Below are 18957 nucleotides of genomic sequence, written 5' to 3' on the forward strand. Positions count from 1 at the left end.
ACCAATAGGAAAGGAGACATTTATTATGAAGAAATATCTATGCGATCCATGCGGCTATATCTATGATCCGGAGGTAGGTGATCCTGACAGCGGCATCGCTCCCGGAACTGCATTTGAGGATATCCCGGAGGATTGGGTATGTCCCATCTGCGGAGTGGGCAAGGATCTGTTTTCTGTTGTAGAGGAATAAACCCCATTTTTTAATCTCCATACTAAACAGCAGCGCGCAAGAGAGTGATCTTTTGCGCGCTGTTTGTATTATTATATTTATACCAGAAGATGCACTATTTTACGGTCAATTTCCACCAGCTTTTCATCCTTCATCTTTTTCAGTTCCCGTGTCATGGCGCTTCGGTCAATGGAGAGGTAGTCAGCCAGATCCACCATGGTGAAGGGGAGGCTGAAGGAGGGGGAATCAAACTGGACGGCCAGCTGGGAAAAAAAGCACATGAGCTTGTCCCTGATAGTGCGCTGGGATAAAACCTCTACCCGGCGGCTTAAATTCTGGGCGCGGCAGGAGATCAGATCAAGGAGATTCCTTGTAAGCTGATGGTGAAAGGCGCAGGCTTTGGTGCAGGGAGCGCTGATCCGGTCATATTGAAGGAACAGAACCTCGCATTCCGTATTGCAGATAACGCTTACGCCCGTCTGATCGCTGCTGCCGTAAGAGAGCATGGAGCCGAAGGTACTCTGAGGGCCCAGGCGCTCTAAAATCGTCCTTGCCCCATTGTATTCAAATCGGACCACAGACGCCGTTCCCTTGCCGATGATTCCGATTTCCTGGGAGCCGGAATCGTAGCAGCAGATGGTTTCCTCCGGCCGGAAAGTTCTTGTCCGTCCGCCCATACAGGCAATAAGGTGTTTATATTCGTCTAAAGAAATATTTTTAAATAAATTCTTCTGAAAGAAATCCGTCATATGTGTTTCCTGTCCTTTCCTGATATTTGGATGCTGCATTAAAAAGAACTGTTTTACAGAGGTATTATAAAATAAAATTGTTGCAAATGCAACATGAATTTCAGCGTCTGCAAATGCTGATAAGTTTAATGCAGTGAAGTGATAATAAATAACAGTGGAAAATGAAGAAAATGTCTTAAATCTACAACTAAAAAGTTGTAATAATTACAACTATAAGACTGGACAAATGCATTTCTCTGTTTTATAGTATTAAAAACAGTAACTGTTCAAGAGGAGAGTTCATCCTGAATTGTTGCAAAAACAGCAGAACACACAGACAGCTGCACCGATCAGGGGAGCAGAGAGTGCGAGGAAAGATCCAGGAGGTAGAAAGCATGGTATCATTATATGAAGGCGGCGTGTATCTGGTAAATGGAACAGAGCTGGTTCCAGAAGCGGAAGCAGCAAGGGCAAAAGCACTGACAGGAAAGGCAGTGGATCGTGAGACTGCAAAAAAAGGAACCATCGCTTATTCTATTTTAAAGGAGCATAATACATCTGGCGATATGGAGCATTTAAAGCTTTGCTTTGACAGCATGGCTTCCCACGATATCACATTTGTGGGGATCGTACAGACGGCTAAAGCTTCAGGAATGGAAAAATTCCCCATTCCCTATGTGCTGACTAACTGTCACAACACCCTTTGCGCCGTAGGTGGCACCATCAATGAGGATGACCATATGTTCGGCCTGTCTGCGGCGAAGAAGTACGGGGGCATTTATGTGCCGCCCCATATGGCCGTGATCCATCAGTATATGAGAGAAAGGATGGCCGGCTGCAAAAAAATGATCCTGGGATCAGACAGTCACACCCGTTACGGTGCTCTGGGTACTATGGCAGTGGGAGAGGGCGGAGGCGAGCTGGTAAAACAGCTTCTTTGCGATACATACGATATTGCCTATCCCGGCGTGGTAGCCATATACCTGGACGGTGCGCCAAGGCCCGGCACAGGCCCCCAGGATATTGCCCTTGCCATTATCGGAGCGGTGTTTAAGAACGGATATGTGAAAAATAAGGTAATGGAATTTGTTGGCCCCGGCGTTTCCTCCATGACTACGGATTTTAGAAACGGTATAGATGTGATGACTACGGAGACCACCTGCCTTACCTCCATCTGGCGCACAGATGACGATACAAAAGCATATCTGGCAAAGCATCATAGGGCCGGGGACTTTACGCAGCTGGATCCAGAGGGAGTGGCTTACTATGACGGCTGCGTTTATGTGGATTTGTCCACAGTAAAGCCCATGATCGCCCTGCCGTTTCACCCAAGCAATGTGTATGAGATCGACGAACTGAAGGAGAATCTTACGGATATTCTGGCTCTTACGGAAAAGGAGGCAGAGAGAATATCCGGAGGCAGAGCGCATTTTACACTTCTTGACAAGGTGAAGGGAAAGGATCTGATGGTTCAGCAGGCTGTGATTGCAGGCTGTGCCGGAGGCAATTATACCAACGTAATGGAAGCGGCGCAGGCGCTGCGGGGCAGAAACTGCGGCTGCGGAGAATTCTCTCTTGCCGTTTATCCATCTTCCCAGCCGGTGCTTGCGGATCTGGTTAAGAAAGGGGCTGTATCCGATCTGATGAATGCAGGAGCCGTCATCCGAACCGCCTTCTGCGGCCCCTGTTTTGGCGCAGGAGACACGCCCTGCAACAATGGCCTGAGCATCCGTCACACTACCAGGAACTTCCCCAACAGAGAGGGATCAAAACCAGGCAGCGGCCAGATGGCTGCAGTGGCCCTGATGGATGCCCGTTCCATCGCCGCCACTGCAGCAAACGGCGGGAGGCTGACCTCTGCCTGGGAGATGGAAGGCTGGGATCAGGTACCGGAATATGAATTTAATGATACCTCTTATAAAAACCGCGTATATATGGGGTATGAAAAGGGCGATACGGCCAGCGATCTGATCTACGGACCAAATATCAAGGACTGGCCTGAGATGAGCCCTCTGACAGAGAATGTTCTCCTTAAGGTGTGTTCTAAGATCATGGATCCGGTGACTACCACGGATGAGCTGATCCCCTCAGGAGAAACCTCTTCCTACCGCTCCAATCCTCTGGGACTGGCAGAATTTACCTTATCCAGAAGGGATCCGGGCTATGTAGGCCGGGCTAAGGAGATGGGACGTCTGGAAATCATACGCAGAACTGAAGGGGCAGAGGCAGAGATTAAGGCCGAACCGGATCTTGAGACTCTCTTTGCAGCCATCCGAACTATTTCTGGAAATGAAACGGTTACAGCAGAGGAAACGGAGATTGGCAGCATGGTTTATGCCGTAAAACCGGGAGACGGATCAGCCAGGGAGCAGGCGGCCAGCTGCCAGAGGGTATTAGGCGGACTTGCCAATATCTGTAAGGAATACGCAACCAAGCGTTACCGTTCTAATGTGATCAACTGGGGGATGCTGCCTTTCCAGATGAAGGAGGAACCGGATTTTGAGGTAGGGGATTATATTTATGTGCCGGGGATCCGCGCCGCTTTAGACGGTGATTTAAAGGAGATTCGGGCTTACGTTCTGGGAACAGCCGGTATAGAGCCGGTACGGGAACTTATGCTTTATATGGCGGATATGACAGCTGAGGAACGAGAGATCGTAAAGGCCGGCTGTCTGATCAACTACAACAGAAATCGTTGACAGAACCGGTCAGGAAAGGAGAGCGGCCATGACAAAGGAAAGCTATCTTGCGCAGTTTTATGGGAAATCCCAGAATTACACAGATATTCCCAATAAGTGGTATAAGGAATACAACGTAAAAAAGGGCCTGAGAAATGAGGACGGCACCGGTGTCCGGGTGGGGCTGACCAGAGTGGCCGACGTTGTGGGCTATGCGGAGGCTTTGGAAGGCGGGATCCAGGCTATTCCGGGAGAACTTTATTACAGAGGTTACAATGTGACGGATCTGGTAAAGGGAAAGATGGGAAGTCATTTCGGATATGAGGAGGTTTGCTTTTTGCTCCTGTTCGGCTACCTGCCAAAGAAAAAGGAACTGGAGCATTTCTGCGGTATTTTAAGAGACTGCTACGAGATCCCGGATGAATTTGTGGAAATGAACCTGCTGCGGATGCCGGGGAAGAACCTGATGAATAAGCTTCAGGATGCCGTGCTGACGCTGTATAATTATGACGATGACCCGGATAATACGGATGTTTATGAAACTCTGGTAAAAGGCATCAATCTGGTGGCAAAGCTGCCGTCCATCGCCTGCTACGCTTATCAGAGCAAGGTGCATTATTATGACCGTGACAGCCTGTTTATCCACTATGCAAACCCCGAGTATTCCATTGCGGAAAATTTCCTGAGCCTTCTGAGAAAGGATCAGAAGTTTACAGATCAGGAAGCAAGGCTTTTGGACACTATTCTTATGCTCCACGCGGATCACGGCGGCGGCAACAATTCCACCTTTACCAACGTTGTCATCTCTTCTACGGGAACAGATATTTATTCTACGGTATCAGCCAGCATCGGCTCTCTGAAAGGGCCGAGACACGGCGGAGCCAATATCAAGGTGGCAGAAATGATGGATGCGGTACTGGAGGATGTTGGAGGCTATACGGCCGACGATAAGAAACTGCGGGCTGCAGTCAACCGTTTAATGGACGGAAAGCTGTACGACCGTTCGGGCCTGGTATACGGTTTCGGCCATGCAGTCTATACGATTTCTGATCCCAGGGCAGAGATGTTAAGGGCCTGCTGTGCGGAGGTGGCAAAGGAGAAGAAGCAGCAGACGGAATTTGATTTCCGCCAGCGGTTTGAGCGTGCGGCTCTGGATGTGATGAAGGAGAGAAAGGGAACGGCGCTGCCTACCAACGTAGACTATTACAGCGGTTTTGCTTATGGAATGTTAAATATCCCCAGAGACCTGTATACACCTCTGTTTATGTGCAGCCGCATGGTGGGCTGGGTGGCTCACAACATCGAGAATAAGCTGTATGACGGAAGGATCATGCGTCCGGCAACGAAATATGTAGGGGAAAATAAGGATTATATGATGATGGAGGAGAGATAGCCATGGAGAAGAATACGATCACAGTGTTTAAGGGAGACGGCATCGGGCCGGAGATTACAGATGCGGTGCTTAAGATCCTGGATGCGGCAGGAGCTGGTCTGGAGTATGAGATTTTCCGGGTCGGAGCGGCAGAGTATGAAGAAAACGGGGCGCTGATCCCGGAGGCGGGATTTGCATCCTTTGAAAAGAACCGTGTGCTCTTAAAATCTCCGATTACCACGCCTCTTGGGACGGGATTCCGCTCTTTGAACGTAATGCTTCGTAAAAAGTATGACCTGTACGCCAATATGCGTCCTGCAAGATCCAATTCTGCGGTAAAGACACCGTTTGAAAATGTGGATATCGTGATGTTTCGGGAGAATACGGAGGATCTGTATGCAGGAGTGGAGACGCAGGTGGATCAGGATACGGCTCATTCCATCAAGATAATCACAAGAAAATGCAGTGAGCGCATTATCCGGGCAGCCTTTGGTTATGCGCAAAAGAATGGAAGAAAGAAAGTGACCTGCGTTCATAAGGCCAATATAATGAAGATTTCTGACGGCCTGTTCAGGGATATTTTCTATGAGGTCAGCAAAGAGTACCCCCAGGTTCAGGCAGAGGATAAAATTGTTGATAATGTGGCCATGCAGTTAGTGATGCAGCCTCAGAAATTCGATGTCATTGTGACAGAGAATCTGTACGGGGATATCCTGTCGGATCTTACAAGCGGCTTAATCGGCGGCCTGGGCCTTCTGCCTTCCAGCAATATGGGAGAAGATTTTGCCATGTTTGAGGCCGTTCATGGAAGCGCGCCGGATATTGCGGGAAAGGGAATCGCCAATCCTACGGCCTTTTTATGGTCTGCCTGTATGATGTTAGAGCATCTGGGAAAACAGGAGACAGCCGTAAAGATCCGCAGGGCGGTGGATGAGGTTTTAAGGCAGGGAACGGCGCTGACGCCGGATCTTGGGGGTACGGCAGGAACGAAGGAGTATACAGAGGAGATTATCAGGCAGCTGTAGAAAATATATATGTCTTTTTGACTATCTATTTATATCTTCTTAAATGTCCGCAAAGCCTTATTTTATCGGCTCTACGGGCATTTTGCTTTTGTGGTAAACCTCACATATCTATTCCCGACACTTCGCCACAATTAGATTTTAATGAAGCGGACTATGACGATTATCTAAAAGAGAAATGGAAAAGAGGACTTTAATTTTTCTCTTGCATGAAAGATACAGCAAACAAAAAGCCTGGTAAAGAGTGCAAAGCACCACCAATGGTGGCAAGGCTCTTGACAGGCTTTTTCTTTTCTGTGTTGGATAGCCAAGAGGAAGAAAGAAAAAGTGTGCATTTTTTGTTAGAAAAATGGCAAGGGGTATGCTGTTTTTTGTTGTGGCGGATATATGGAACTGTTATAATGTGGGTATGAAGAAACGGGCAAATTTAGAAGTTAAAGTAGAAGAGAAATAAAAATGATTATTTTAATTACTGGTGCTTCGCACACAGGCAAGACTGTTCTTGCACAAAAACTCCTTGAAAAATATAAATATTCGTATTTATCAATAGACCACTTGAAAATGGGTTTAATTCGTAGCGGTTATACTAAACTTACACCTGAAGATGATAATAAGCTCACAGAGTATCTGTGGCCTATTATCCGTGAAATGATTAAAACTGCCATTGAGAATAAGCAAAACCTTATTATTGAAGGGTGTTATATTCCTTTTGATTGGAAAAATCACTTTACAAGAGAATATCTTGACAACATCAAGTATTATTGTCTTGTGATGAGTGAAAATTATATTAAAAATCATTTTGACAATATCAAAAAATATGCAAGTGCCGTAGAAAACCGCTTAGATGATGAATGGTGTACCATAGAGAGTGTTTTAGAAGATAATGCACGGTTTTTGGAACTTGTAAAAAAGTACAATACAGAATATATGCTTATTGATGATAAGTACGATATAGATATTGATTTATAGTGATGAATTCCAGCTTGTTTAGCTGAGAAAGAAATAGAAAAATTAGAATTTAGAGAGGTGTTTACAAATGGTAGAAGTAAAGTTTTATGATAGCATAGATGATAAATTATTGAAATTTGCAGTTATTATCTCCAAAACAAATGGTAAATGGATATTTTGTAAACATAGAGAAAGAGACACTTATGAAGTCCCAGGAGGGCACAGGGAAAGTGGTGAAGATATTTTATCTGTTGCTAAGCGAGAATTGATGGAGGAAACGGGTGCGACAGACTTTACTATCAAACCGATTTGTGTATATTCTGTCAAGGGAAAAACAAGAGTAAGCGAAAGCATTGACGATGAAACATTTGGTATGCTTTTCTATGCAGATGTATTTTCTTTTGAAGAAATACATAGTGAGATAGAGAAAATATTAATTACGGATAATTTAGTAAAAAATTGGACATATCCGCTAATTCAACCAAAATTAATTGAAGAGGCAAAAAACAGAGGATATTTATAAAATTCAGTTTGACAACTTCATATCCATTATACACAAAGCAGTTAGTCTTAGGATTGACTGCTAAAAAAGACACCATTTAAGTGTCAACGATGTCTTTTTAGTGTTATTTTATAGTCATATCAGGGCTCATTCAATCGTGGTAAATTTGTGGTAAAATGAGTATTTTTCTATATTCCAAAATACTTAAAAGTATAGTATTTATGCGGATAATCGAAAATTAGATATAGAATTTGTATGAATTATAAGATAGATAAATAAGTACAGTAAGGAATAAACAGCAAATCGCAAAGAAGTGAGGGATACCAATGGATAAAAAATTACCTGCCTGCCCGGTAGAAACTACGCTAATGCTGATCAGCGACCGCTGGAAAGTGCTCATCCTCCGGGATCTGATGGACGGAACAAAGCGGTTTGGGGAATTAAAACGGTCGGTTGGAAGTGTTTCCCAGAAGGTTCTGACTTCCAACTTGCGCTCCATGGAGGAAACAGGGCTTTTGACGCGGAAAGTCTATGCAGAGGTTCCGCCCCGGGTGGAATATACGCTGACAGAGACAGGATACAGTCTAAAGCCCATCCTGGACGCCATGGTAGCATGGGGAACGGAATATAAGCAGAAGGTGGAGGCTGAAGGGGGGGACCGGACAGCCGAACCTGTCTAAGATATAGGGGAGGAACAGTACAAGAAAAATCAGTTATATGGAGAGAAAAATTCTCATCTGCGTTTCTTGCCAAAGGGAGATTTTTGTGGTATAGTTAGCAACTGCTAACTCTTTGTTTGGAACATAGGAAAGGCAGGTGAAGTATGTCTGGCAGAAATAGGCGATCCGGCGTCTTTGGGGCGGGTATGACGGCGGGTCTGTGTTTCGTTCTTCTTGGGGGCGCGCTGGCGCTGTCTCTGTGCGTGGGAGCAAAAAAGATCACGTTTTCAGAGCTGGCCGGAGCGCTCTTTGCGTTTGATCCGGGAAATAAAAACCATGTGATTCTGCGCACGCTGCGCATTCCCAGGACATTTGCGGCAGCTGCGGTGGGAAGCAGCCTGGCGGTATCGGGAAGCCTGATGCAGGCGGCCACCAGAAATCCCATGGCAAGTCCTTCGGTATTAGGCATCAACGCAGGCGCAGGACTGGGACTGGCTCTGGCCATGATCGTATGTCCGGCAGCCTCCTTTAATGTGACGGTACTGTTTTCCTTTGGAGGAGCGGGAGCAGCGGCAGGGATTATATTTCTGATCGCAGCTTTCAGCCGGGCAGGGAGCACGCCGGTGGGGCTGGCCCTGGCAGGAACAGCCATTACGGCGCTGTTTCATGCAGTCAGTCAGGCTCTTGCCATGTTTTTTAATATTTCTCAGGAACTTACCTTCTGGAATGCGGGAGGGATCTCCGGGGTACGGCCTCAGCAGGCGGCCATGCTCCTTCCCTGGACGGCGGCAGGACTGCTTCTGGCTCTTTTGATGGCCGGGCAGGTATCGCTTTTAAGTCTGGGAGAGGAGACGGCGGTAGGGTTAGGAGGAAAAATACGCCGCATCCGGTTTATGTCCATGGCGGCGGTGCTGATCCTGACGGGCTCTTCAGTGGCGATTGCAGGCCCTATTAGCTTTGTAGGTCTGGTTGTTCCGCATGGGGTGCGGTTTCTGGCCGGGGCCGATTACAGGAAGGTGATTCCCTGCTCCGTGCTTGGGGGTGCGCTTTTGGTGGTTGCCGCCGATATCATATCCCGTCTGATCCATCCGCCCTTTGAAACGCCGGCAGGTGCGGTTACAGCTCTGATCGGAGTGCCGTTTTTTATCTGGCTGGCATCTGGGAAAGGAGGACGCAAATGAGACAGGAGCAAAGAATCAGAAGGCGTTTTTTTCTGATGTGCCTGCTTTTGGCTGTTATGGTACTTGGAAGCCTTCGGGCAGGCTTTACCAGCCTGACCATGGGAGATGTATTTCGTGTTCTTACAGGGGGCGGAACCAGAGAGGAAAATCTGATTCTGTTTGATTTTCGTATGGTGCGGATCGTTTTGGCGGTTCTGGTGGGGGCGGGGCTTTCCGTATCAGGAACTGTATTTCAGACGATTTCCAAAAATCCCCTGGCAAGCCCGGATCTTTTGGGCGTCAGCGCAGGAGCGGGAATGGCGGTGATGCTGTATACGCTTCTGGAGCCGGAGGGACAGGGAGGAAATGTGTTTTTGCTGCCGGTTGTGTCCTTAGGCGGCGCTCTGCTTACCTCTGTGCTGATCTATGGCATTGCCCATCGGAAGGGAGAGGCGGTTTCGCCCATCCGCATGGTGCTGATCGGAGTATCCGTTACTGCGGGGATCAATGCGGCGGATATCCTGATTGCGGTACGGCTTTCTCCTGAAAAATTCCATCTGGTTAATACCTGGATGATCGGCAGTGTGTATGGAAACAGCTGGAAACACGTGCTGGCGCTTCTGCCGTGGATCCTCATTCTGGTTCCGGCGCTGTTGGTTCAGTCCAGGGAATTAGATCTTCTGCATCTGAAGGACGAGGTGGCAATTGGTCTGGGGGCTGCGCTAAAGAGAAGCCGCCTAATTTATCTTATGATGGCGGCGGCTCTGGCGGCGGCCTGTGTCAGCGTGGGCGGAGCCATTGGCTTTGTGGGCTTAATCTGCCCTCATTTGGCGGCAAAGCTGACCGGGGCAGGACACCGGCACAGGATTCCGGCCGCAGCTCTTTTAGGCGCGATCCTTCTTTTGGGAGCAGATTGGATCGCCCGGACGGTGATCGCCCCGGATGAAATGCTCCTTGGCATTGTGGTGTCGCTTGTGGGAGCGCCGTATTTTCTCTATATCCTGCTGGGAGCGGGGAAAAAGGAAGGAGGAGCGCTGTGAGATTTTATGCGGAGCACACAGATATTTCTTATGGAAGAAACCGAATCGTAGAGGATCTTTCCATGGAAATACCAGAGGGAAAGATAACCGCCCTGATCGGGGCCAATGGTTCGGGAAAATCCACGATTTTAAAGACGCTGTGCCGGATTATGAAGCCGGATAGAGGCCAGGTAATATTGGATGGGCGATCCATTCACAGGATGGGCAGCAGAGAGCTTGCCAGACGTCTGTCCATCCTGCCGCAGGGGCCGGAAGCGCCGGAAGGACTTACGGTGGAGGAACTGGCTGCCTATGGCCGTTCTCCTCACCGCGCCGGCTACGGCCGCCTGAGCGGAGAGGACAGAGAAAAGATCCGATGGGCGCTGTCGGTAACTCAGATGGAAGAATTTTCCAGACGTTCTCTGGAACAGCTGTCCGGAGGACAGCGTCAGAGGGCGTGGATCGCCATGTGTCTGGCACAGGATACGGAGATTCTGTTTCTGGACGAGCCGACCACTTATCTGGACATCTCCTATCAGCTTGATATCATGAAGCTGTTAAAAAGGCTTAATGAGGCGTATCAGAAAACGATTATCATGGTGGTTCACGATCTGAATCACGCGTCCCTGTTTGCAGATCATATCGTGGCGGTAAAGAAGGGAAAGATCGTAAAAATGGGAAGGCCCGAAAGCGTGATTACGCCCCTGACCTGCAGGGAGGTATTTGGGGTGATGGCAGATGTATTTACGGATCCGAGGACGAACCGTCCTCTTTGTATTCCGTATGACCATGTAATGGCGGGAGGGGAAAATGAGATATAAAAGAGAGGATATCACGGATGAAAATGAAAAAATATGTTCTGAGACTTGTAACCGGAGCGGCAGCCGCGGCTCTGCTTTTAAGCGGCTGCGCAGCTGGGGAAAAAAGCGCCTCTGAGCCTTCTTCGGCCAGCGCAGGCCAGACGGATGCCGTAACGTCCGCTACAGTAAAGGATTCAGGCACGGCGAGGGCTCAGATCGAGGCAGAGGCGGCTGCTCTGGTCCATCAGAATGAGAATGGACAGATTGTGCTTTCACACAAATATGGTGAGACGGTGATGCCGGAGCATCCGCAGCGGATTGTATGCATCAAGCTGGAAGATCTGGCGCTGGCCCTGGGAGTGGATCTGACGGCCTGCCAGCAGCTGGAGGGGTATTATCTGGAGGATCAGATTCAGAGCCTTGGAATCGGGAGCATTGCAGTGGATGAAGAGAGCAACACGGTGAATCTGGAGCAGGTTCTCTCCTATGAGCCGGATCTGATCCTTTTAAGGGATTCCTTTGAGCCGTCCGTTTATGAGGAACTGAGCAAGATTGCCCCGGTGGCCGCCTTTGATTTAAAGGATACGGAGGTTTCTCTCCTTGCCATGGGTAAGGCTCTTGGAATGGAACAAGAGGCTCTTTCACGTCTGGAGCAGTACCATCAGAAGCTGGACGATGCAAAAGAGGCATTATCCGCGGTTTCTGACAATGAGACGGCCATGCTTCGCGTACTAAAAAAGGAAGTCCGCCTTTATCCGGCCTCTACGAACGATATGAGCCGCTTTTTATACCAGGATCTGGGACTGACGCCCGATCCCATGGCAGAGGAATATGATAATAAGGACAGCCTTGCCATTTCCATGGAAATGCTTCCGGAACTGACGGCGGAGCATATCTTTTTAGTGGCCGGATACGGTACGGCGGGAGGCAGTTCCGATGAGGAGGCGAAGAAACGGTTTGAGGAAATGCAGCAGGATCCCCTCTGGCAGGAGGTCCCTGCGGTAAAGAAGGGAAATGTATATGAGGTGGATTCCCGCCTGTGGCTGGCTCACGGCATCCTTGCAGTGGAGCAGAAGGTGGATGACGTGCTGGAGCATATGACCCCGGAGTCTGCACAGTAACAGGATGGCGCCTGTACCCTTCTGACAGGGCATGGACGAATCGTTGCATTTTTGGTGATTTTTCCCGCGTCCGCTATTGACAGCCAACATCAAATATGCTAAATTATGATTCAGTGCAAATGCATTGACAGGAAATAGTAAGTATTCGTTCTGCCCCACAGAGAGCCGGTGGAAGATGAGATCCGGTGACAGAGGAGTGCTGAACTGGTCCTGGAGCAGCTTTTCTGAAGGGGGAGTTTTTTAACGCCCCTGGGTAGGAAAAGACGGAGGCTCACCGTTACAGGAGTACATGAGTGTATGCAGTTTATCTGCATAAATCAGAGTGGTACCGCGTGGAATGTTTGACCGCGTCTCTTGAGGATAAGAGACGCGGTTTTTTGTTATGCGGGGCAGCAGACCAACTATTTACGGAGGAATGAAGATTATGGCATCACAGTACAATCACAGCGCCATTGAAAAGAAATGGCGTGAGAACTGGGAAAAGAATCCGATCAATGTAAACGACGGAAAGAAAGAAAAATACTACTGCCTGGATATGTTCCCGTATCCGTCCGGAAGCGGCCTTCATGTAGGCCATTGGAGAGGCTATGTAATTTCCGATGTATGGAGCAGATACCAGCTGTTAAGAGGCAAATATGTGATCCATCCCATGGGCTGGGACGCCTTCGGCCTTCCCGCTGAGAACTATGCCATTAAGATGGGCGTGCATCCTGCAAAGTCAACGGAGGCAAACATTTCCAATATCAAGCGCCAGATCAAGCAGATCGCAGCTATATATGACTGGGACATGGAAGTAAATACCACAGATCCCGCATTCTATAAGTGGACCCAGTGGATTTTTGTCCAGATGTTTAAAAAGGGCCTTGCGTATGAGAAGGAATTTCCGATTAACTGGTGTCCTTCCTGTAAGACCGGCCTTGCAAACGAAGAGGTAGTAAACGGCTGCTGCGAACGCTGCGGCACCGCTGTTACAAAGAAAAACCTTCGCCAGTGGATGTTAAAGATCACTGCCTACGCAGAGCGGCTGTTAAATGATCTTGATAAGTTAGACTGGCCTGAGAAGGTTAAAAAGATGCAGGCAGACTGGATCGGAAAGTCCTATGGTGCTGAGGTGGAATTTTCCATTGACGGAAGAGATGAGAAGATCACAGTTTACACTACAAGGCCCGATACCCTCCATGGAGCTACCTTTATGGTGCTGGCGCCGGAGCATAAGCTGGCAAAGAGCCTGGCTACCGATGAAACAAGAGAGGCGGTTGAGAAATACATTTTCGACGCTTCCATGCGTTCCAATGTAGACCGTATGCAGGCAAAGGAGAAAACCGGCGTATTTACCGGAAGCTATGCCATCAACCCCTTAAACGGGGCAAAGACGCCGATCTGGCTGTCCGATTATGTACTGGCAGACTATGGCACCGGTGCGATCATGTGCGTACCGGCCCACGATGACAGAGACTTTGAGTTTGCGAAGAAATTCGGCCTTCCCATCGTTCAGGTGATCGCAAAGGACGGCAAGGAGATTGAAAATATGACCGAGGCCTATACAGAGGCAAGCGGCACCATGATCAATTCCGGCGAGTGGAACGGTATGGAATCATCTGTCCTTAAGAAGGAAGCTCCTCATATGATCGAGGAAAAGGGCTTTGGACGCAAGACGGTAAATTATAAGCTGCGCGACTGGGTATTCTCCCGCCAGAGATACTGGGGTGAGCCGATCCCCATCGTTCATTGCCCCAAGTGCGGCTGTGTGCCTGTGCCAGAAGATCAGCTGCCTCTGCGCCTGCCTGAGGTGGAAAGCTATCAGCCTACCGGCACCGGAGAGTCTCCGTTAGCGGGTATTGAGGAGTGGGTCAATACCACCTGTCCGGTCTGCGGTGCTCCTGCTAAGAGAGAGACAAATACCATGCCTCAGTGGGCCGGTTCCTCCTGGTACTTCCTGCGCTATGTGGACAGCCATAACAGCGAGGCTCTTGTATCCAGGGAAAAGGCGGATCAGTACCTTCCCGTAGATATGTATATCGGGGGCGTAGAACACGCGGTGCTCCATCTGCTGTACTCCCGTTTCTACACCAAGTTCCTCTGCGATATTGGCGCAATCGACTTTGACGAGCCGTTTAAGAAACTGTTCAATCAGGGAATGATCACAGGAAAGAACGGGATTAAGATGAGCAAGTCTAAGGGAAATGTGGTTTCTCCGGATGATCTGGTAAGAGACTATGGCTGTGACTCCCTGCGTCTTTACGAGCTTTTCGTAGGACCGCCGGAACTGGATGCAGAGTGGGACGACAGAGGCATTGAGGGTGTTTCCCGTTTCTTAAACCGTTTCTGGAACCTGGTCATGGACAGCAGGGACAAGGACATTCAGCCCACGAAGGAGATGATCAAGCTTCGCCACAAGCTGGTATTTGACATTGAGCAGAGATTTAACCAGTTCAGCTTAAACACAGTGATCTCCGGCTTTATGGAGTACAATAACAAGCTGATGGAGCTGGCAAAGAAGGAAGGCGGCATTGACAAGGAGACATTAAAGACCTTTGTTACCCTGCTTGCGCCCTTCGCGCCTCATATCGGCGAGGAACTCTGGAGCCAGCTTGGAGGAACGGACAGTGTATTCCATTCCCAGTGGCCGGAGTGCGATGAGGAAGCCATGAAGGATGACGAGATTGAGATCGCAGTCCAGGTAAATGGAAAGACCCGCGCAGTGATCAGCGTGCCTGCCGACATTACTAAGGATGATGTAATTGCTCAGGGCAGAGAGGCAGTGAAGGATAAGCTTACAGGGACTATCGTGAAGGAAATCTATGTTCCCGGACGGATTGTAAATATTGTGCAGAAATAATTTGAGTGGAAATCTCATAATCGAATAAGGTGCTTGGAAATATTGAAAAGTTCGCTGAAAATCAGGGTTTACAGACATTTTTCTTCAAAGAAAAGGTATCGTAGAATACCGCAAAATATCGTAACAGATTTTTAAAATGGAGTAAATTTGGAGTAAAGATTGAAAGAAAATGGAGTAAATATTTCAAAGATGTAATGAGAAATGGCGTGGATAATGAAAGCATTGTCTACGCTATTTTTTTCATGTATAATGCTATATGTAAGATTATTAGAAAATATAATCTAAGATAGGGGATAGTTTTATGGCGAAAAAAGAAGCGAATTTTGATTTATATATACATCAATTATTGTGTGAAGCAGGAATAAAGGCGGATACACAAGGAAGTAACAATGTAGAAATTGATAATGCCTTAAAAACAGCTTCTAAACATCAAACAGGAAAAGCTGGATATCCTGAATATGTTGCAGTTGTACAGGATTTTGTAATTGTAATGGAGGATAAAGCAGATAGGAATAATCTTTGGTTGAAAGATGATGAGGATAAAATCTTACTATCTGTTTCTGCTACACGAGATTATGCTGTTAATGGAGCTGTTTATTATGCAAAGAAAATTATAGAGAATACTTCATACAAAAAAGTATTTGCATTTGGAAATGCAGGGGATAGAAAACATCATATTTTGCAACCTGTTTTTGTTGATGAAACAGATGATTATAAGATTTTGCCGGAAGTAGAAACATTTGAAAATATTTCTAAAGAGCATATCCTTGAATACTATAAAAGACTTGTATTAGAAGAAACACCGCCGGAAGATTTGGAATTAGGAGATATACTAAAAAAGGCAAAAGAATTACATGAATATCTTAGAAATTATGGAGGATTAGGAGAAGACGAAAAGCCGTTAGTTGTATCAGCTATTTTGTTGGCATTAAGAGAACAAAAACATGGATTTTCTTTGAAACAGCTTACAGGGGATACGGTTGAAACGAATACTGATGGAGCAATATTGTATAAACAATTAGAAAATAATCTTCAAAGGGCAAAAGTTTCTCCAGAAGTAAAAAAGAGTCGTGTTTTAAATCAATTTACGTTAATTAAAGACCGCCCACAATTAAACACAATCAGAGAAGATTTAGGAAAAACTCCGTTGAAATTTTTTGCGGAATATATCAATACAAATATTTTTCAAGCAGTTATTTCAAATTCTCCAGAAGATTATCTGGGACGTTTTTATGGGGAATTTGTTTCTTATTCGGGTGGAGATGGTCAGGCATTGGGAGTTGTTTTGACACCTAGACATATTACAGAATTGTTTTGTGAATTGGTAGATTTAAAATCGACAGATGTTATTTTTGATCCATGTTGTGGAACAGGTGGTTTTTTGATTTCTGGAATGCACAAAATGTTGCAACAAGCTAAGAACGATACTGAAAGAAAGAGGATAAAGAAAAATCAAATATATGGAATAGAGATTCGAGATGATATGTTCTCTATTGCTACAACAAATATGATATTGCGTGGAGATGGACAAAGCAATCTTACCTGCAATGATTTTCTCAGTAAAAATCCTAGTGATATTCAATTAAAAGGAATTACTGTTGGCTTTATTAACCCGCCGTATTCACAGGCAAAGAATAAAGAAACGGCACAATTATCGGAACTATGCTTTATTAGGCATTTGTTAAATTGTGTGACGGTTGGCGGAAAAGTGGCAGTTATTGTTCCTGTTTCAGCAATGATTGGAAAGACGAAAGAAGATAAACAAGTAAAGAAAGAGATTTTAAAAAACCACACATTAGAAGGTGTTATCAGTTTGAATAAAGATACATTTTATCGGGTAGGAACAGTACCATGTATTGCAGTCTTTAGCACAGGAGAACCGCACCCAAAGGAAAAACTGGTTAAATTTATAAATTTTGAAAATGATGGATTTGAAGTAAAAAAGCACTTGGGATTGGTGGAAACAGAAAGGGCTAGAGATAGAAAGCAGTTTTTACTGGATTGTTGGAAAGGAAAAGTAAAAGAATTTCCGTCTAGTTTTATGGTGGAAACAACAGTTGAAGACACTGATGAATGGTTACATTCATTTTACTATTATAATGATGAAATTCCGACAGAAGAAGATTTTCTAAATAGCATAGCAGATTATTTGACATTTGAGTTTAATATGATTAGTCATGGAAAAGGATATTTGTTCGATGAAAGAGGGGAATAAAATGTTGGATATAAAAGATAGAAAGTGGAAGGATTTCTTTATAGAGGAAATTGCAACAATAAATTCAGGACGTGATATTTACGAAGCAGAAAGAAAAAAAGGAAATAACCCATATGTGAGTTCGTCATCAGTTAATAATGGTATTTGTCATTTTGTAAGTAATGAAAATGCAACAATGGAAGCTGGGTGTATTTCAGTAAATAGGAACGGTTCTGTGGGATATGCTTTTTATCATCCCTATAAAGCTTTATATTCAAATGATTGTAGAAAATTAAGGTTAAAATATCCAAATAAATATGTAGCTATTTTTATTACCACGCAAATTACAGCTCAAAGAGGAAAATATAGTTATGGATATAAAATGGGAACAGGAAGATTAAAACGACAGAAAATAATGCTACCTATTGATAAAAATGGTAATCCCGACTATGCTTTTATGGAACAATATATTAAAGAACGAGAAAAGCAAATTATACAAAAATACATATCATATATTGGCAAAAATGCCGAAAAATCGGTGGGGGGGGGTGGATTTTCAGATTAACTGAGAAAAAATGGAAAGAGTTTTATATTGAAGATATTTTTGTTATTCATGCTGGAAAACGATTGACAAAAAGTAATATGATAAAAGGGCAAAAACCATTTATTGGTGCATCTGATTCAAATAATGGTGTGACAGCTTTTGTTAAAAACACAAATGCTTCTGAGGATAAAAATGTATTAGGCGTCAATTATAATGGAAGTGTAGTGGAAAATTTTTATCATCCATATGTTTGCATTTTTTCAGATGATGTAAAACGATTTTCATTGAAAGATAGAATTGGAAATAGAGAAATCTATTTATTTTTAAAAACAGTTATTTTACAGCAACAAGTGAAGTACGCCTATGGATATAAATTTAACGAAGAACGTATGAGAAAGCAGAAAATTTTATTACCTATTGATGAAAAGGAAAATCCAGATTGGAATTTTATGGAAAAATATAGTAATACAATCATTCAGGATTTGCGAACAAAATATTTGAAGAAAAAGATAATGAGTATATGAGAAAACGTAGTGAGGTCAAGGGACAAGGCGAAGCCGATACGCCGTAGGGCAGTCCTTGACGGAACGGACACAGCAGGCAGCACCATGATACAGCAGAGGACTTGAAAGGTTAGAAACCCTGCAAGCCCTCTTGTCTGTTATCGGGCGTTATATTTTAAGTAAAGTGATTTTTTCGGTTCTTTCTCAAAATCTACTGTGTTAATTCCATAACAATAAATGGCGGTGGTTGACAGTTCTATATTGGTACTTTTAAAATCTTTCAGCTGTGTCTGGATGGCGTCCAGTGAAAGTTATTTTCTCCAGCTCCAATCTCGAAGTGGTATTTTACGATGCCCAAATCTACTTTTGTATAGAATCCGATCCCGGCCTTAAGGGAGACAGTATTTTCCTCCAGGATAAAAGTGAATTTCTGCTGATTCATGGCTGTGGGGGCGAGAAGTGAGAGTATGAGAAAATTTCTGTAAATAAGATTCTTCTATGATAATGAAGGGTGGGAAACTTCTAAATCAGGTTTTTCACCCTTGTTTTATATATAACAGGTACTTCCATGTATGTCAAGAGCAGGCGGCTTGCCGCCTGTCTTTCTGCTTATTTTTCTTTATTCTGGAAGCCGTCCTTCATACATGATACTCAGTTCTCCATAGACATGCGCCCAGTCCCGGATGGTGGTGGTCCATT

At 45.5% G+C, this 18957-nt stretch carries 17 protein-coding genes and 1 other annotated feature; of the genes, 15 read left to right on the forward strand and 2 right to left on the reverse strand.

The window, feature by feature from the left end; genetic code table 11:
- Positions 1–25 precede the first annotated feature (25 nt).
- Positions 26–190: a rubredoxin gene (gene rd, locus HW447_RS06810; protein WP_176254555.1), complete on the forward strand. Its 165-nt coding sequence runs from the start codon at positions 26–28 to the stop codon at positions 188–190.
- Between the two features lie 77 nt (positions 191–267).
- Here the strand turns inward: rd and HW447_RS06815 are convergent, their stop codons facing one another.
- Positions 268–918, reverse strand: a complete 651-nt coding sequence (locus tag HW447_RS06815; RefSeq protein ID WP_176254556.1) for a Crp/Fnr family transcriptional regulator — start codon at positions 916–918, stop codon at positions 268–270.
- 374 nt (positions 919–1292) lie between these two features.
- Between HW447_RS06815 and HW447_RS06820 the strand changes: the two genes are divergently transcribed.
- The 14 genes from HW447_RS06820 to HW447_RS06885 all read left to right on the forward strand — a co-directional run bounded on the left by HW447_RS06820 (position 1293) and on the right by HW447_RS06885 (position 18279).
- Entirely contained in the window at positions 1293–3596 is a 2304-nt protein-coding gene (locus HW447_RS06820; protein WP_176254557.1) for a hydratase, read from the forward strand.
- Positions 3597–3624: 28 nt separating this feature from the next.
- A complete protein-coding gene (locus HW447_RS06825; protein ID WP_176254558.1) occupies positions 3625–4968 on the forward strand; it encodes a citrate synthase in 1344 nt (447 codons plus the stop codon).
- Between the two features lie 2 nt (positions 4969–4970).
- Positions 4971–5972, forward strand: coding sequence for an isocitrate/isopropylmalate dehydrogenase family protein (locus HW447_RS06830; RefSeq protein ID WP_176254559.1), 1002 nt, complete (start codon positions 4971–4973; stop codon positions 5970–5972).
- 453 nt (positions 5973–6425) lie between these two features.
- Positions 6426–6938: an ATP-binding protein gene (locus HW447_RS06835; RefSeq protein WP_176254560.1), complete on the forward strand. Its 513-nt coding sequence runs from the start codon at positions 6426–6428 to the stop codon at positions 6936–6938.
- Between the two features lie 67 nt (positions 6939–7005).
- Complete coding sequence (locus HW447_RS06840) at positions 7006–7440, forward strand: NUDIX hydrolase (RefSeq protein WP_176254561.1); 435 nt, start codon at positions 7006–7008, stop codon at positions 7438–7440.
- A gap of 305 nt (positions 7441–7745) precedes the next feature.
- Positions 7746–8099: a winged helix-turn-helix transcriptional regulator gene (locus HW447_RS06845; RefSeq protein ID WP_176254562.1), complete on the forward strand. Its 354-nt coding sequence runs from the start codon at positions 7746–7748 to the stop codon at positions 8097–8099.
- A 143-nt stretch (positions 8100–8242) separates the two neighbouring features.
- Positions 8243–9259, forward strand: coding sequence for a FecCD family ABC transporter permease (locus HW447_RS06850; RefSeq protein WP_176254563.1), 1017 nt, complete (start codon positions 8243–8245; stop codon positions 9257–9259).
- Positions 9256–10278 carry a FecCD family ABC transporter permease gene (locus HW447_RS06855; protein ID WP_176254564.1) on the forward strand — a complete coding sequence of 341 codons (1023 nt, stop codon included), beginning with the start codon at positions 9256–9258 and terminating at the stop codon, positions 10276–10278. The genes HW447_RS06850 and HW447_RS06855 overlap by 4 nt, the downstream gene beginning before the upstream one ends.
- Positions 10275–11078 (forward strand): ABC transporter ATP-binding protein, encoded by an 804-nt coding sequence (locus HW447_RS06860; protein WP_243176228.1) that lies wholly within the window; start codon positions 10275–10277, stop codon positions 11076–11078. Before HW447_RS06855 ends, HW447_RS06860 begins: the two co-directional genes overlap by 4 nt.
- A 17-nt stretch (positions 11079–11095) precedes the next feature.
- Positions 11096–12178, forward strand: coding sequence for an ABC transporter substrate-binding protein (locus HW447_RS06865; protein WP_176254565.1), 1083 nt, complete (start codon positions 11096–11098; stop codon positions 12176–12178).
- Between the two features lie 115 nt (positions 12179–12293).
- Positions 12294–12536, forward strand: a binding site (T-box leader).
- Positions 12537–12602: 66 nt separating this feature from the next.
- Positions 12603–15017 carry a leucine--tRNA ligase gene (gene leuS / locus HW447_RS06870; RefSeq protein ID WP_176254566.1) on the forward strand — a complete coding sequence of 805 codons (2415 nt, stop codon included), beginning with the start codon at positions 12603–12605 and terminating at the stop codon, positions 15015–15017.
- 301 nt (positions 15018–15318) lie between these two features.
- A complete protein-coding gene (locus HW447_RS06875) occupies positions 15319–17232 on the forward strand; it encodes an HsdM family class I SAM-dependent methyltransferase (protein WP_176254567.1) in 1914 nt (637 codons plus the stop codon).
- On the forward strand, positions 17216–17776 hold the full coding sequence (locus HW447_RS06880) for a restriction endonuclease subunit S (RefSeq protein ID WP_207714795.1): 561 nt from the start codon (positions 17216–17218) through the stop codon (positions 17774–17776). The genes HW447_RS06875 and HW447_RS06880 overlap by 17 nt, the downstream gene beginning before the upstream one ends.
- Positions 17764–18279 carry a restriction endonuclease subunit S gene (locus HW447_RS06885; protein WP_176254589.1) on the forward strand — a complete coding sequence of 172 codons (516 nt, stop codon included), beginning with the start codon at positions 17764–17766 and terminating at the stop codon, positions 18277–18279. The genes HW447_RS06880 and HW447_RS06885 overlap by 13 nt, the downstream gene beginning before the upstream one ends.
- Before the next feature lie 259 nt (positions 18280–18538).
- Here the strand turns inward: HW447_RS06885 and HW447_RS18380 are convergent, their stop codons facing one another.
- On the reverse strand, positions 18539–18745 hold the full coding sequence (locus HW447_RS18380; protein WP_207714798.1) for a nitroreductase family protein: 207 nt from the start codon (positions 18743–18745) through the stop codon (positions 18539–18541).
- Positions 18746–18957: the final 212 nt, after the last annotated feature.

Origin of the sequence: Enterocloster alcoholdehydrogenati, from assembly GCF_013282095.1 — a bacterium.
In the GTDB taxonomy this organism is placed as follows: domain Bacteria; phylum Bacillota; class Clostridia; order Lachnospirales; family Lachnospiraceae; genus Enterocloster; species Enterocloster alcoholdehydrogenati.

Excerpts from the sequence above, each read along its gene's own strand:
- rd (WP_176254555.1), top strand. The coding sequence starts at position 26 with ATGAAGAAATATCTATGCGATCCATGCGGCTATATCTATGATCCGGAG.
- HW447_RS06815 (WP_176254556.1), bottom strand. The coding sequence starts at position 918 with ATGACGGATTTCTTTCAGAAGAATTTATTTAAAAATATTTCTTTAGAC.
- HW447_RS06820 (WP_176254557.1), top strand. The coding sequence starts at position 1,293 with ATGGTATCATTATATGAAGGCGGCGTGTATCTGGTAAATGGAACAGAG.
- HW447_RS06825 (WP_176254558.1), top strand. The coding sequence starts at position 3,625 with ATGACAAAGGAAAGCTATCTTGCGCAGTTTTATGGGAAATCCCAGAAT.
- HW447_RS06830 (WP_176254559.1), top strand. The coding sequence starts at position 4,971 with ATGGAGAAGAATACGATCACAGTGTTTAAGGGAGACGGCATCGGGCCG.
- HW447_RS06835 (WP_176254560.1), top strand. The coding sequence starts at position 6,426 with ATGATTATTTTAATTACTGGTGCTTCGCACACAGGCAAGACTGTTCTT.
- HW447_RS06840 (WP_176254561.1), top strand. The coding sequence starts at position 7,006 with ATGGTAGAAGTAAAGTTTTATGATAGCATAGATGATAAATTATTGAAA.
- HW447_RS06845 (WP_176254562.1), top strand. The coding sequence starts at position 7,746 with ATGGATAAAAAATTACCTGCCTGCCCGGTAGAAACTACGCTAATGCTG.
- HW447_RS06850 (WP_176254563.1), top strand. The coding sequence starts at position 8,243 with ATGTCTGGCAGAAATAGGCGATCCGGCGTCTTTGGGGCGGGTATGACG.
- HW447_RS06855 (WP_176254564.1), top strand. The coding sequence starts at position 9,256 with ATGAGACAGGAGCAAAGAATCAGAAGGCGTTTTTTTCTGATGTGCCTG.
- HW447_RS06865 (WP_176254565.1), top strand. The coding sequence starts at position 11,096 with ATGAAAATGAAAAAATATGTTCTGAGACTTGTAACCGGAGCGGCAGCC.
- leuS (WP_176254566.1), top strand. The coding sequence starts at position 12,603 with ATGGCATCACAGTACAATCACAGCGCCATTGAAAAGAAATGGCGTGAG.
- HW447_RS06875 (WP_176254567.1), top strand. The coding sequence starts at position 15,319 with ATGGCGAAAAAAGAAGCGAATTTTGATTTATATATACATCAATTATTG.
- HW447_RS06880 (WP_207714795.1), top strand. The coding sequence starts at position 17,216 with ATGAAAGAGGGGAATAAAATGTTGGATATAAAAGATAGAAAGTGGAAG.